Below are 13,979 nucleotides of genomic sequence, written 5' to 3' on the forward strand. Positions count from 1 at the left end.
AGGTGAATCATGAGTAAAGACGTATATGTATTTATAGAACAAAGAGACAACCAATTACAAAAGGTTGGCATCGAGCTTCTAGGAAAAGCAAGAGAACTTGCTGACGATTTAGGCCAACAAGTAGTAGCAATGCTTCTTGGTGACAACGTAAAACAACACGCAGAACTTCTAATTCACCACGGAGCAGACAAAGTAATCGTAATAGAAGATCCAATGTTAAAAGAATATGTGACAGAACCATACGCAAAAGCAGTAGCACATATAATCAAAAAATATGATCCAGAAATCGCACTATATGGCGCATCATCAATAGGAAGAGACCTAGCACCAAGACTAGCAGCTAGAATCCACACAGGACTAACAGCAGACTGTACAGGACTAGAAATAGACGAAGAATCTAAAAACCTATTAATGACAAGACCAGCATTTGGTGGAAACCTAATGGCAACCATCCTATGCGAAGACTTCAGACCACAAATGGCAACAGTAAGACCAGGCGTAATGCAAGCACTACAAACAGACACAAGTAGAAAAGGCGAAGTAATAGAAGAAAAAGTAGACTTCGAACCAAAAGACATGAACGTAAAAATTGTAGACATCGTAAAATCTGAATCAAAGAAGAAAGACATCACAGAAGCAGCCATCCTAGTATCAGCAGGACGTGGAATAGGCGGACCAGAAGGATTCCAAAACCTACAAGACCTAGCAAAAGTACTAGAAGCAGAAATCTCATCATCAAGAGCAGTAGTAGACGCAGGCTGGACAACCAAAGATCGTCAAGTAGGACAAACAGGTAAGACAGTAAGACCAGAAGTATACTTCGCACTAGGAATCTCAGGAGCAATCCAACACGTAGCAGGAATGGAAGACTCAGACCTAATCATCGCAATCAACAAGAACGAAGGAGCACCAATCTTTGACGTAGCAGACCTAGGCATAGTAGGCGACATCAACGCAGTAGTTCCAAAACTAACAGAAGCTCTAAAGAGAGAAAAGAAACTAAAAGCAGAAATCGAATAAAATAAAATAACAAAAGAAAAACTATTGGCGAAAAACCAATAGTTTTTTATTTTTTGTAATATGTAAATTTTTGAATCTTTCTGAAAATAGTAATCTATAGAGATTCAAACCTACCATCTAGTCACCCAGAGCGAAAAACCAAAAGTTTAGAGTCGAACGGGTATGAAACCGAATATAAAATTTACAATAACTCACGAAATAATAATAATCATAAAATCATCAGCTATTTTTTAGTTCATCTTCCCTATCTTCAATAATTCTTTTAAATTCATTTAGGTCTTCAAGTTGAGCGTACTCTTTGATGAATAAAATTCCATTACTTCTGTAAGTCTGTATTTTTAATCTCTCTTTATTTTTACGTTTATATTCCCTATTCTTAGCGAGTTGCTCAGGACTTGTTTTGTATTCTTTTATTGTAATCACTCCCTTTCTGAGTTATAATGTATATAAATAGCATTGGGAAGAGGCTTTCACCTCTGTTCCATTAGGTTAATACTTGAATGATGACTACTATTAAGCTAATAATTGCAGCTATTAGCGTGAAAATACTTGTTATCAATTCAAGTATTTTTTTGTTGCTATTCATCTTTATCACCCTCTTTAGCAAGGTGATTTATAAGGTTTTACCAACTTTATGTTTTTATTTTAATCTATCTAATGGATACTTATGTTTTAGTCCTATAAGAAATTACATAACTCTCAAACGCTGCTTTTATGCGTGTTGTGCTTCCTGGTGTTTTAGTCCTATATGAAATTACATAACTCTCAAACGTTCCCTAGGTAGTACTCAATCTTATTAATGTTTTAGTCCTATATGAAATTACATAACTCTCAAACAACCAATGATTACACAGATTCTGCAAAACAGTTTTAGTCCTATATGAAATTACATAACTCTCAAACGAGGACTTAAACAAAGACCTTGTAACCATAGTTTTAGTCCTATATGAAATTACATAACTCTCAAACAGAGGTTAAAGGCTGGATAAAAGAAAAAGAGTTTTAGTCCTATATGAAATTACATAACTCTCAAACGAAGATTCGAACTATAACCCTGATATAGCTGTTTTAGTCCTATATGAAATTACATAACTCTCAAACTCGAACCAGTCGGATTTGACAAAGTTTAGAGTTTTAGTCCTATATGAAATTACATAACTCTCAAACAAGGTCTCTTGCGTATTCTCTCCTGTATGCGTTTTAGTCCTATATGAAATTACATAACTCTCAAACTTTAATCATTTATTTATCCTCTCTTTCTTTGTTTTAGTCCTATATGAAATTACATAACTCTCAAACCCCTTTTAATTGCATTAGTTGTATCTTTAAGTTTTAGTCCTATATGAAATTACATAACTCTCAAACTATAATTGAGACTAATATACATTTATTTTTGTTTTAGTCCTATATGAAATTACATAACTCTCAAACAAGTGCATTGTCCACTTCTTTCCATGCTTTGTTTTAGTCCTATATGAAATTACATAACTCTCAAACCCTCGTCAGTATCTCGACTCGTTTTATTTTGTTTTAGTCCTATATGAAATTACATAACTCTCAAACGTAGGTCAGGGAATGGAGGAAGAAATATCTGTTTTAGTCCTATATGAAATTACATAACTCTCAAACCCCTTTTAATTGCATTAGTTGTATCTTTAAGTTTTAGTCCTATATGAAATTACATAACTCTCAAACTAATTCTTATAGGTAAAGCCTGGTGCAATAGTTTTAGTCCTATATGAAATTACATAACTCTCAAACATATTAACGGCGATTATAAATCGAATGACGGGTTTTAGTCCTATATGAAATTACATAACTCTCAAACGAATTTCATATTTTAATAGCAATGAAAATAGTTTTAGTCCTATATGAAATTACATAACTCTCAAACCCTTGTTATGAACAATACGAACTTGCAAAGGTTTTAGTCCTATATGAAATTACATAACTCTCAAACTAAGGAGGTTAAATGTTAGAGTTTAGATATGTTTTAGTCCTATATGAAATTACATAACTCTCAAACTTACGAAATCAAGATCTAAAAAACCAAAAAGTTTTAGTCCTATATGAAATTACATAACTCTCAAACCTCATGGTTCACCATCAAAAGCAGGTCTATGTTTTAGTCCTATATGAAATTATATAACTCTCAAACTCGTCCGGCGTAAATGGATAAATACCAAGCGTTTTAGTCCTATATGAAATTACATAACTCTCAAACGGTCTTTCTTATTTGTTTAAATTCATTTGTGTTTTAGTCCTATATGAAATTACATAACTCTCAAACTACAATCATGTCTTGACCATACTTTTCATAGTTTTAGTCCTATATGAAATTACATAACTCTCAAACATATTCAACGACGTCATTGCTTACAAACATGTTTTAGTCCTATATGAAATTACATAACTCTCAAACACATTGCAAAAAGACTAATAGAGCCAAACAGTTTTAGTCCTATATGAAATTACATAACTCTCAAACACATAAATGTAGGGTACAAAGCAAGTCCTTGTTTTAGTCCTATATGAAATTACATAACTCTCAAACGCCCAGGCTTACAACCTCATCAGTTTTATAGTTTTAGTCCTATATGAAATTACATAACTCTCAAACCTCAAATTCGAAATCTGAGAGTTATTTAGATTTGACGTTTCTATATTTCACATAGGTCTTTATCTACTATTCTTAAGTTTTCAGAAGGTATGACTTCCCTTCTGATTGCGTTTTGTAGGGCTAAAACTTTAATATCATTGTATAGTAAAAATTTTTCTAATTCAACTAGCTCTTCTTCTGATAGAAAGCTATCTAGGTTTACTATTATATATACTTTTGTTTTTAGTAGTTCTGATGTTACTTTTATATATTCTATTAGTCTTTCTAATACTGAGTTCTTTTCATAGTCAAATTCTATTTCTATGGCTTTGAATAGATTTTGGTAGTTTATTCCTCCTGCTTTTAATGAAAATCTAGATCTATATATTAGTTCGTCTGTTATGTTTGCTATTATACTTTCTAGTTCCACCTTTTTTGTGTATACTTCCTGAGTGTTTAAGTCTTCTTCTAATTCAGAATACATTTTTTTAAGTATGTTTGCAGAGTTTGCTTCTAAGTTAAATATATCAAATATTATCTCTACATATTTTGTCATATCTACTGTTTTGTAGTCTTCTATTAGTTCAAATTCATCGCTTTCTATTTCTGTTGATTCTATTAATCCTTTTAAAAATATAGAAAAATATCGTATGTCTTCTACTACTAGTGTGTTTATGGTTTTGGATTTTATTTCTAGGGAGTTTTCTAAATACTTTGTTACTAGGTTCATAGTATTATTAGCCTCCTGTCGTCTGTTATATATTCTTCTGATATATCTCCTACTAGAATCTCCATCCTGGAGTATTGCTTTTCTGTTATCATAAACATCTGTACTAGTCCTTTTGGCGGTTTGTTTTCTCTTACTTTGTTAGCAATTAGCGTTGCCATGCTCTGATTTAATGCAATTTTTGAATATACAGACTCTTGCATCATCATAAATCCATTTTTTATCAAAAACTTCCTAAATATTCTGTAATTCTTTAAATCTTTTTCGTTTATTGTTGGAAGATCAAACATTACTATTATTCTCATATACCTATAACTCATAACTTGGAAACCTTAGTAGGGAGATGTCCCTATTATTTAGTGCGTCAAAAACTGATCTTATGTATATTTCTAGCGCTTGATTTATCCGACAATATTTGTTGTCTATGGTTACAAATTCGTTGATCAAGTTTATTAGTTCTATCTTTTGTTCTTTTCCAAATATTTTTATGTCATCAATATATACTGTGTTATCTACCAACACTCTCCATGGTTCTATTAGGTCGCTGGAAAAGTTGAACTGATTGAACATATTGTCATGAAATATTCCTATCTGCGTCAGATATCCATTTGATACTACTTGCCTATTTATAGATGCTAGAAGTATTGCGTATCCATAGTTTAGTGCTGCATTTATATTTGAATCGTCGCTTCTTGAAAAACTTTTTCCAAAAAGTGCATTGAAATATACTTTTGCTGCATGTCCTTCTCTATTGGTGGCATCTTTTAGTTCTACTTCTTCTATATATTTTTCTAACAGAGCGTATTCTGGTTTACCTGCTGCTTCAAGGAGATTTCTTTGATTTTTGATTTTTTGTTTTACTATTTGTTGCCATACTTCTCCTTTTGTATATTCATCCCATTTTATTTGTAGTCGTATTTTTTCGCTGGTGTTATAGGATGAATATAGGGGAGATACTTCTGCTGTTGGGTTTCTAGTTTCATCACAAAATATTAATTTTATTTTATTTTTTACTATCTCATTTAATAGTGCAAATGTAATTGATGCTTCTGTTGTGTTTACTATTATGTGGGAGATGTCTTTTAAATATATTTTTTGAACTTTGTTGCCATCCTGTCTTACGACAAGATGGCTTAATTTTAGTTCAAGTTTTGCTCTGTTATCTATTACTACTACTCGCCAGGTCATAGGTTTAGTAAGTCTACTTCATTTTCAAATAGACCTGTTATTGATTGGTTTATTAGCTTGCATTCTTTGTAATTTAATTTTTTTGGAATAAATACTACTCCTGTTTTTGCACTTAATCCAATTGATTTTAAATTGCATCCATTGTTATAGCTTTGGAATAGTAATATTATTTGATTTAACACGTCTATTTTTTCTTCTATTGAAATTTCTTTAAATTTATCTAATGCTTCTGAAATATTTTTAGCTTGGTTGTTTCTCTTATTTGAGTAAATTCCATTGTTCAATTTATCTGAAAGTGTTTTGTAAAGTTTAATTAATTCTTCTTCTTTTATATTGTCAAATGAAGTAACTTTGATATCTTTGTTATCTTTCTTTTTAACTAGGAATTTATCCATCTTTTTGATTAATTTTTGTTCTTCCTTATTCACTATCAATTGAACACTTCCTGCAATAGAAAGGCTATCTCCCGTTTTTCCTTTGATATTATATAAGAATCCATCCAATTTAATTAATGAGTTTATCTTTATCTTATCTTTTAGTATTTTTGGATCTTGTAACTCTAGGTTATCTTTTAAATATTTATCTACTGCTTCTGTATTTCCATATTTTTCTTGATTATAAACCATTATTGGGATTGTCTCTAAGGTCCTTTCTCTTCCTGCTTTGCCGTCTGATTCTATTAATGCAAAGTATGCGGAGCTTGCTTTATTGTATCCACCATATTTTTCTATATTAGATTTATTTGTGTTTTCTTTTTGTGGAATTTGACCCTTTCCTTTTCTCATTAGGTTTTGGTCGTAGAGTCCTCCTGTTCCAATATAGCTCATTCTGGTGAATCTATAGTTTTTGCCTTCTAGTTCCCTCTTTACTTTTTTGATCGTTGCTGCTTTTACATTTCCTTCGCTATCGTCTGCTATCCACGCTGTATAACTTCCACGTACTACGTCATACTTAAACATATTTTCTAGGTTGTAGCTTCTTACATTGTCCTTGTCTTTTATGAAGTTTAATGGATTTTTTGTAAATTTTGTATTGTATACATTTCCTACTACTATGTTTAGGTATGCGTCATGCATATGGTGTAGATCGTTTACTGTACGGCATTTTATTATGTCGAATTCCTGTCTAAATCTACTTGCGTTTTCTGCTTTTGAATATACGATTTCTGAGTCTTGACATATGTTCTTTAGTAGATTTGCTGTTTCTTTTGTCGCTTGTCTTGTCTCTACTATTTGTCTTTCTATAAATTCTGCTAGTTCTCTTTCTTCAAATGGTGTGCGACGAGTAAGTCTTGTGTATTTCTTTTGTCCTATTAGTCCCTTGTCGAAGAGTATCTTCCAAAATCCATATGCGTTTTTGTTTAATACTTTTTCTGGTATTGGGTATTGGTTTCCTTTTTCGTGGTTCAGATTCTTCTTTACGAGCACTCTGTTTTCCAATGAGTCATCATATATTTTTGATTTTGGATATATGTGGTCCTGGTCGTATATGTTATTGGATTTTAGATCAGCTAAATCTATCGGTTCCAAACTATACATACATCTTCCCAGTTGAGTGTAGTATAGATACAAGTTGTCCCATCTAAATTTGGATTCTTCCTCACTATTTATTTCGTTTAATAGATAGTTGTATCTTTCTTCTCCTATTTCATTTATGAATGCTTTTTTACCAAATTTATAGAATTCTAATAGCTTGTTCTTTCTGGATTCTTTTCTACTATTCTTAGCTTCTTTAGCCCTTGCCATTTCTATAAATATCTTCTTCGGATCTTTGCCTATTATCCTCTTGATTTCATCTACTACTCTCAAGCTTTGCCATAGCATCCTCTTCACTGATGGAGATAGGTAGAGTTCGTCCACCATTTCGTAGCATAGTTCTCTATTTTCTACTGGATTTAGCTTCTCAACTTCTTCTGTAAATGTGTAGTGGCCGCTCATAAGCTCCATTAGGTTTAGATTGTATTCACGCATAAAGTAGATGATGCTTCCTTTTTCTCCTGTAGTTTTATCTACTCCTTCTATTCCTGTTAAGAATCTTTTGCTTAGTCTTCCCCAATCTTTGTAGTTTAAGGCTGCTATTTTCTTTATTTCATCGTCGGTAAAATCATTTTTATATGCGGATTTGATTTTCTTTTTTAAATAGGTCTTGTCATCTTCGTAGAGTACAATAAGTTTGATTATTTCTTCGATTTTTATGCGATAGTCATCCCTATCTACTTTATCTCCTATTATATTTTTGAAATCAATATAGGAGTTTAGTCCTTGTTTGAAGTCTCCATCTGTTCCTGATAGCAATATATCTCCAGTTAGGTTGAATTCTTTTTTTAGAAGATTTGAAACTGCCTTTAGTGTTACCTTCTTTTTTGTCTTGAAAAGTTCTTCAAATATAGCTTTTTTCATCTCTTCTGTGATTAAAAATTCGTTTAATTTTAGATTGTTAAGCTCGTTTAAAACCATGAATTCATTGTATATAAGGGATGCTTTTGGAAGTACTTTTTCTTCTTTGAGATAGGTACATCTGCCTATTAGTCTATCTATAAATTCTTCTCTAGATGAGTCTAAGTCTACAATATCTTTGAAATTCCAAGGGGTGATCTTTGTGTTTTCTCTTTTAATCCAAGCATATTTTGAATCTGGATTTAGTGGTCCTACATAGTAAGGAATTCTAAATTCCATTATGGACTCTACCTTATCTTTGACTGTTCCATATTCATCTGATTCATTTAAAAAATCATAATATTTTGATTGATTGTCTAGAATCTTTTTAAGTTCCATGAGCTTTAGTTGATAAGGTATTACTCCATTGTCTGATGATTTTAGTTTAGGGATAAAGGTTTTAAACTCAATATCCGTAAGCATTTCATCTATTAATTTCAAATCTTCATTTTCTGATGAATTAAGTTTCGTTTCTTTTATAGTATCCAAATGTTTTTTGATAAATTTGTAGAAATCTTCTTGTTTAGTAAACTTGCTTGCCTTTGTCCTCTTGTTACTGGTTATGTTGGACTTGGTATAAGCCACATAGTTATCGTTTATTGACTTGTTTCTAAAAATATTTGCATATTCTGATGGTAGGTATTTTTTAATGATACGCTTTAAAGTTTTTAGATCTTTGCCATGTTTATTAAACTTTTTCACAAAGGCTTTTGAAATATATTTATTGCCATCTTTTGATTTATCTGCATCTTTTAGTAAGTTTTCCAAGATTGATGAGTCGTAGATACTTTTTAAAATATTTAAAAGAGAGATAGTATCTCCTAAAGCTTCTTCGTATTCTGAATATTTGTCATCAAATGCAGTAGTTGAAAAGTCAACGGATTTAACAGTAGTTTCTTCAAACTCTCCATCTTCAAATAAATCTACGAGTTTTTGAGAACTACCAATCATAATTGCAGAGATAGCCTTTAGAAATTTGGTATCTCCTACTATATTTTTTAATTCTTTTTTCTTATTTGTTTTGTTAAGCGTGGTATCTGTGATTATTTCTATTAAATCTTCGTTATTAAATTCTAAATCAATATTATATTCATCACGAAGGTGAATTTTTAAATCATTGATAGATTTATCAAATGAGTTCTTAGTATCGAACTTTTGTCCTTCAAATATAAAGTGTCCGCGGTTTTTTAATAGGTAGTGGCAAGCCAAGTACAGTAGTCTTATATCCTTTTTACCTTCATCTTCAATTAAATCCATAATAAGATGGTGAATAGTCGGATATTTCTTGTGATAATCCCTGTCTTTGAAATCTTTATCATTAAATAATGTATATTTTGATTTTAATTTTTCGTCCTTGTCTTCACGATATAGGTCACTGTTATCAAGTCTTAAAAAGAAATTTGGATCCACTTTAGAAATTTCTGTTGCAAATAGATCTTGCAAAAGATTGATGCGTTCTTTTCTACGATTAAGTCTACGCCTTGAACCTCTTTGTGTTCTTCTTTCTTCAGCAGTCTTAGCATCGTCAAAAAGACGAACTCCCCACATTTTTTTGCCGTTAAATTTTGGAATATTATAACTTTCATCGGTTACTGCCCAGCCTACAGATGCTGTACCAATATCAAGTCCTATGTAATATTCTTTTAAATTTTTCATAAATACCTCCTATTTATTGACAAAAGAATTTTTATGAGTTAGAATAAATATGAAATTACATGACGAGTTCAAATAAAATTTAATTGAAACCGCCGAAAGGCCGTGCGTGTGCACAACTAAACTTGGGTATCCAAGTTTTTTTATTTTATAGAAATTTTATCATAGTATTTTCTAACTCAGTCTTTACTTTATTATATCACTAATTAAGAATAGGCAAAGCTTTTCATCGTTAATAATAACTGTGTTAGATTAATTGCAAAAATAAATTAAACCGGAGATATACAAATCTCCGGTTTTTTCTTGTTTTATTTATTCTTCCCAAAATGTTCATTGAATAATTTCATTATTTCTATTTCCATTTCTAGTTCTTTTATTCTTTTTTGCATTTTCAGTTTTTTATCCTGTTCTTCCCAGCCTGACATACCTTTTGCTTTAAATTCCTTGACCCATCTATGGACGGTTTGCGGGTCTAAATCATATTTTTCACATATTTCTTTAATTGGAATATTTTTAAATTTCAGCATTACTATTTTATATTTAAATTCTGGTGTGAAGGTTCGTATTTTTTCTTTTGACATTTGTCTTTCTTTCTTTTATTTTATCAATCATATTTATAGTCTTATTATACCCGGTCCCTTCGCTCATTGATTATGTCCTTTAGTGTTCTTTTCTTTAAACAATTTCTCTAGGTAGTCGTCATCCTCATGATAGCCCGAATTTTGTTTGAGCGTAAACGCCAAGGTGGAAACAAAAGTTCGCACCTCTTAAAAGTCTCTCTCTGAATAAAATTTTTTAGAAAGTTGAAATGATAATAATATTACAAACGCCCAGATGACAAGCGCAACCATTGCACTGACAGTTTTATTCATAAAAACCATACGTAAAACTGTTTTAAACTGTTCGCCAAAAAATGTACCAATCAAACCCGCAATACCAACAAGCAAAAATGGAATCATCGCAAGAGTTTTTCCCTTTTTATACCCATGTTTAAAATAAATCGGATATTCTATAAAAATTATAAACAAGGAAACAGCTCCTGTAACCAGTGCTGCAAGCAATAAACCCTGTCTCCCATTCTCCATTGGCCATATTTTCGCTATAATCAGCGCCAACATTACACCAACTATAATCATTACTCCAACAAAAATCGCAGCAAGTAAGTATCTCCCAATTACAACATCTTTTGATTTAATTCCAAAGAGTTTATATAAAGGATCTATACCAGATTCTTCTCCTACTAAAAAAGGATAACCTGAGAAAAGCATGGCAAACATTTGAGCTATAGCCAGTACTGTGAAGGAATTTTTCGACAATACTCCATAGAAAGTTCCCAATGCTGTGAGTATAATCAAGTTCTTTATCGTCAAGTAAGGTCTAACAGACAATAGGTCTAATTTTAAAACTTTAATGATGTCCATTATTTTTTCCTCCCGTAAAGAATCATGATTCTATCAATCGAAATTTTATCTTCAACATAGCCTGGAGGTATGTTATTTATATCCGCACGTTTCACCAAATATTCCGTGCTGTATTCGCTTATCTTTCTTCCTAATACTGCATCTTCATCAATATTTTTTTGATTATTTGAATCACTCTTTAATATTATAAAATAATTTAGAAAATCATCTTTTTCCATAGATAACACAATTTTCCCATCATCAATAAAGATTATATAATCAGCGATAGCTTCAAGATCTTGTGTGATGTGTGTGGAAAATAAGACTGTGTGATTTTCGTCTTTCATATAATCAGAAATGATTTCTAAAAATTCCTCTCGCATGCTCGGATCTAAGCCACTTGTCGGCTCATCAAGAATCAATAATTCAGCTTTATGAGATAAGGCGATTGCAAGCATTAATTTTATTTTCATTCCTCGTGACAATTCTTTAACTTTTAATTTTCTGTCTATACCGAACTTGTTTAGACTCTGCCAAAATAAATTTTCGTCCCACTCGTTATATCCTACCATCATAGCTTTATTCACTAAATCCATATTCCAATCTTTTGCAAGAAAAGAATCATCCATAATAACACCGATTTTTTGATTTAAAGGTTCTGTGATTATATCATTATTTTTGAAAAGGATTGTTCCTTTAAAATGAATAAGCGAAAGAATTGATTTTATTGTCGTGGTTTTTCCCATACCATTCTTGCCAATGAAGCCCGTAACATATCCAGTCGGTATGGAAAAATTGACACTTTTTAATGAAAATTTAGGATATTCCTTACACAAGTTTTGTACCTCAATTTTATTCATTATATGAATCCCCCTGATAAATATATTGTATCAATTCTATAAGCTCATCTTGGCTAAGACTGATTGTTTTTGCAATTTGACACGCAGCAATTAAGTGTGTTTCTATTTCTTTTTGCTTTTCATCTTTTAAGATATCCGGATTCATAGGTGCCACAAAAGTACCTAAGCCTTGTCGTATTACAATAAAACCTTCCTCTTCCAAGGCGTCATAAGCTTTTTTAACCGTTAATATACTGACGTTGAGATCGCTTGATAATTGCCTGACGGAAGGTAATTGCTCATCTGGTGATACAAGACCTTGAACTATATTTTCCTTAATCGCATTCTTTATTTGTTCATAGATTGGAGTGCTGCTTCCGTTTAACAATAATATTTTCATAATTGTACCTCTTATATAACAGTATATAACAGTGCATAACTGTTGTCAAGATTTCATTGTCTCTAAACTTAATTTTCATTAAAAGTGTCAATAGGAGCTAAGACTTCACCACGCGTCGAAGCCCTAGCCGAAATCTCCGATTTCGTAGCAGGTCTTATGCAAAGAGTTCCAAAGAAGCCGAGCATTGCGAAGGCTGATTTGCAGAACTCGACTGCCATTCTCCCTCGTAAAAAAAGATTTGAAGAAAAAAGATTATGGTTAGGTTATTAATAAGATATTTATTTATATTCATTATAATTTTTAAAATTAATTCATTTGTGAAGACTTGACCCTCTGAGGTTAGACCCATTCGACTACAGAGCCTTCGGCTCTTCCGCTCAGGGTGACTGTAGTTGGGAGGGTTATTTGCGTTGAGATTCTTCGACTCATTACGTTCGCTCAGGGTGACGACCGTTGGGAAGCTTCCGCTACGAATTTTTCAACTCCATGCCATCTATTTCCCGTTCAAATAATCCATTGCTACTTTTACAAAGATTGCGGTGCCCATGTAGAATTTGCTTTCGTCAATATCAAATTTTGGGCTGTGGTGGGGATAGATTTTTCCGCATTCGTGGACTTTTGGATTGGATAATGCAAAGAATGTGCCCTTTGCTTCTCGTAGAAAATACGCCATGTCTTCTCCTCCGAAGGATGGTTCTTTTAAGTATTCTACTCTTTCATCTCCCAAGATTTCCCTTGCACATCCTGCCACATATTCTGTGAATTCTTCGTCGTTTATGACTGCTGGATATTTAAAATCGTACTCAACTTCCGCATCCATTCCGTATGCCTTGGCTATGTTTTCTGAAATATTTTTTATGTTTTCTGCTATATTTTTTCTAACTTCGTCATCAAAGGTTCTCACTGTTCCTTCTACAAATACTGTGTCTGGAATTATGTTTTGAGTGAAGCCTCCGTGGATTTGGCACACTGATAGTAGGACTTTTTCTGCTGGGTTTACCATTCTCGATACGATTTTTTGAAGTCCGTTTACTATTTCGCAGATACATGGGATTGGATCCTTTCCAAGGTGCGGTGTCGCTCCATGGGTGCCCTTTCCAATGACTGTGATTTTAAATCTGTCCATTGCTGCCATCATTTCTCCTGGCATAAATCCTACTTTACCCGGTTCTATCGGAAATAGTTGTCCGTTGTGTAGTCCGATTACCCTTTCTACTTTTGGATCTTCCATGCAGCCTTCTTCTATCATTGGCAGTGCTCCTCCAGGATATTCTTCTCCCGGTTGGAAAAATATTTTAACTGCGCCGTTAAATTTGTCTCTATTTTTATTTAATATGAGTGCTGCTCCCAATGCCATTGCAGTGTGTCCATCATGTCCGCAGGCGTGCATGCATCCATTTTCAGATTTAAATGGAAGTCCCGTCTCTTCTTCTATTGGAAGGGCGTCGCTATCTGCTCTTATTGCGATACATCCGCCTGGGTTTTTCCCATTTATCTCTGCTACAACCCCATTACCTTCCATCAGTTTTCTATATGAGATTTCATTTTCATCCAAAACTTTTCCGATGTATTCCATGGTTTTCGGTAAATTTAGTTGGAGCTCTGGAATTCTGTGTAGATCTCTTCTAAAATTTATTATTTCTTCTTCAATATTTTTTACTTCTTCTAATATATTCATTTTCATCACCTATGTAAATTATACCATTTAAAGTTTTATA

General features: G+C 32.4%; 11 protein-coding genes and 1 CRISPR repeat array. Of the genes, 1 reads left to right on the top strand and 10 read right to left on the bottom strand.

All coding sequences use genetic code 11. The features are described 5' to 3' along the window. Positions 1 to 9 precede the first annotated feature (9 nt). Complete coding sequence (locus tag HMPREF9225_RS01010) at positions 10 to 1,020, top strand: electron transfer flavoprotein subunit alpha/FixB family protein (protein WP_008901054.1); 1,011 nt, start codon at positions 10 to 12, stop codon at positions 1,018 to 1,020. A gap of 219 nt (positions 1,021 to 1,239) precedes the next feature. Here HMPREF9225_RS01010 and HMPREF9225_RS01015 read toward each other — a convergent pair whose 3' ends face one another. From HMPREF9225_RS01015 to HMPREF9225_RS01060, 10 genes are all read right to left on the bottom strand, one after another. Continuing rightward, a complete protein-coding gene (locus HMPREF9225_RS01015; protein ID WP_008901055.1) occupies positions 1,240 to 1,443 on the bottom strand; it encodes a hypothetical protein in 204 nt (67 codons plus the stop codon). A gap of 246 nt (positions 1,444 to 1,689) precedes the next feature. Then, a CRISPR array of direct repeats spans positions 1,690 to 3,640; the repeat unit is 36 nt; unit sequence GTTTTAGTCCTATATGAAATTACATAACTCTCAAAC. 40 nt (positions 3,641 to 3,680) lie between these two features. Beyond that, positions 3,681 to 4,349, bottom strand: coding sequence for a type II-A CRISPR-associated protein Csn2 (gene csn2 / locus HMPREF9225_RS01020; RefSeq protein ID WP_008901056.1), 669 nt, complete (start codon positions 4,347 to 4,349; stop codon positions 3,681 to 3,683). Further along, positions 4,346 to 4,666 (bottom strand): CRISPR-associated endonuclease Cas2, encoded by a 321-nt coding sequence (cas2, locus tag HMPREF9225_RS01025; RefSeq protein WP_008901057.1) that lies wholly within the window; start codon positions 4,664 to 4,666, stop codon positions 4,346 to 4,348. The genes csn2 and cas2 overlap by 4 nt, the downstream gene beginning before the upstream one ends. Then, positions 4,656 to 5,534 (bottom strand): type II CRISPR-associated endonuclease Cas1, encoded by an 879-nt coding sequence (gene cas1, locus HMPREF9225_RS01030; protein ID WP_008901058.1) that lies wholly within the window; start codon positions 5,532 to 5,534, stop codon positions 4,656 to 4,658. The genes cas2 and cas1 overlap by 11 nt, the downstream gene beginning before the upstream one ends. Further along, positions 5,531 to 9,625, bottom strand: coding sequence for a type II CRISPR RNA-guided endonuclease Cas9 (gene cas9 / locus HMPREF9225_RS01035; RefSeq protein ID WP_008901059.1), 4,095 nt, complete (start codon positions 9,623 to 9,625; stop codon positions 5,531 to 5,533). Before cas9 ends, cas1 begins: the two co-directional genes overlap by 4 nt. A 305-nt stretch (positions 9,626 to 9,930) precedes the next feature. Next, complete coding sequence (locus tag HMPREF9225_RS01040) at positions 9,931 to 10,203, bottom strand: transposase (protein ID WP_008901060.1); 273 nt, start codon at positions 10,201 to 10,203, stop codon at positions 9,931 to 9,933. Between the two features lie 186 nt (positions 10,204 to 10,389). After that, the gene (locus HMPREF9225_RS01045) at positions 10,390 to 11,043 is read right to left on the bottom strand and encodes an ABC-2 transporter permease (protein ID WP_008901061.1); all 654 of its coding nucleotides are present in this window, start codon (positions 11,041 to 11,043) and stop codon (positions 10,390 to 10,392) included. Next, the gene (locus tag HMPREF9225_RS01050) at positions 11,043 to 11,882 is read right to left on the bottom strand and encodes an ABC transporter ATP-binding protein (RefSeq protein ID WP_008901062.1); all 840 of its coding nucleotides are present in this window, start codon (positions 11,880 to 11,882) and stop codon (positions 11,043 to 11,045) included. Before HMPREF9225_RS01050 ends, HMPREF9225_RS01045 begins: the two co-directional genes overlap by 1 nt. Next, a complete protein-coding gene (locus tag HMPREF9225_RS01055) occupies positions 11,875 to 12,261 on the bottom strand; it encodes a GntR family transcriptional regulator (protein ID WP_008901063.1) in 387 nt (128 codons plus the stop codon). The genes HMPREF9225_RS01050 and HMPREF9225_RS01055 overlap by 8 nt, the downstream gene beginning before the upstream one ends. A 493-nt stretch (positions 12,262 to 12,754) precedes the next feature. Further along, positions 12,755 to 13,939, bottom strand: a complete 1,185-nt coding sequence (locus HMPREF9225_RS01060; RefSeq protein ID WP_040551252.1) for a M20 metallopeptidase family protein — start codon at positions 13,937 to 13,939, stop codon at positions 12,755 to 12,757. Between the last annotated feature and the right edge of the window lie 40 nt (positions 13,940 to 13,979).

It is taken from the genome of Peptoniphilus duerdenii ATCC BAA-1640 (assembly GCF_000146345.1).
GTDB lineage: Bacteria > Bacillota > Clostridia > Tissierellales > Peptoniphilaceae > Peptoniphilus_B > Peptoniphilus_B duerdenii.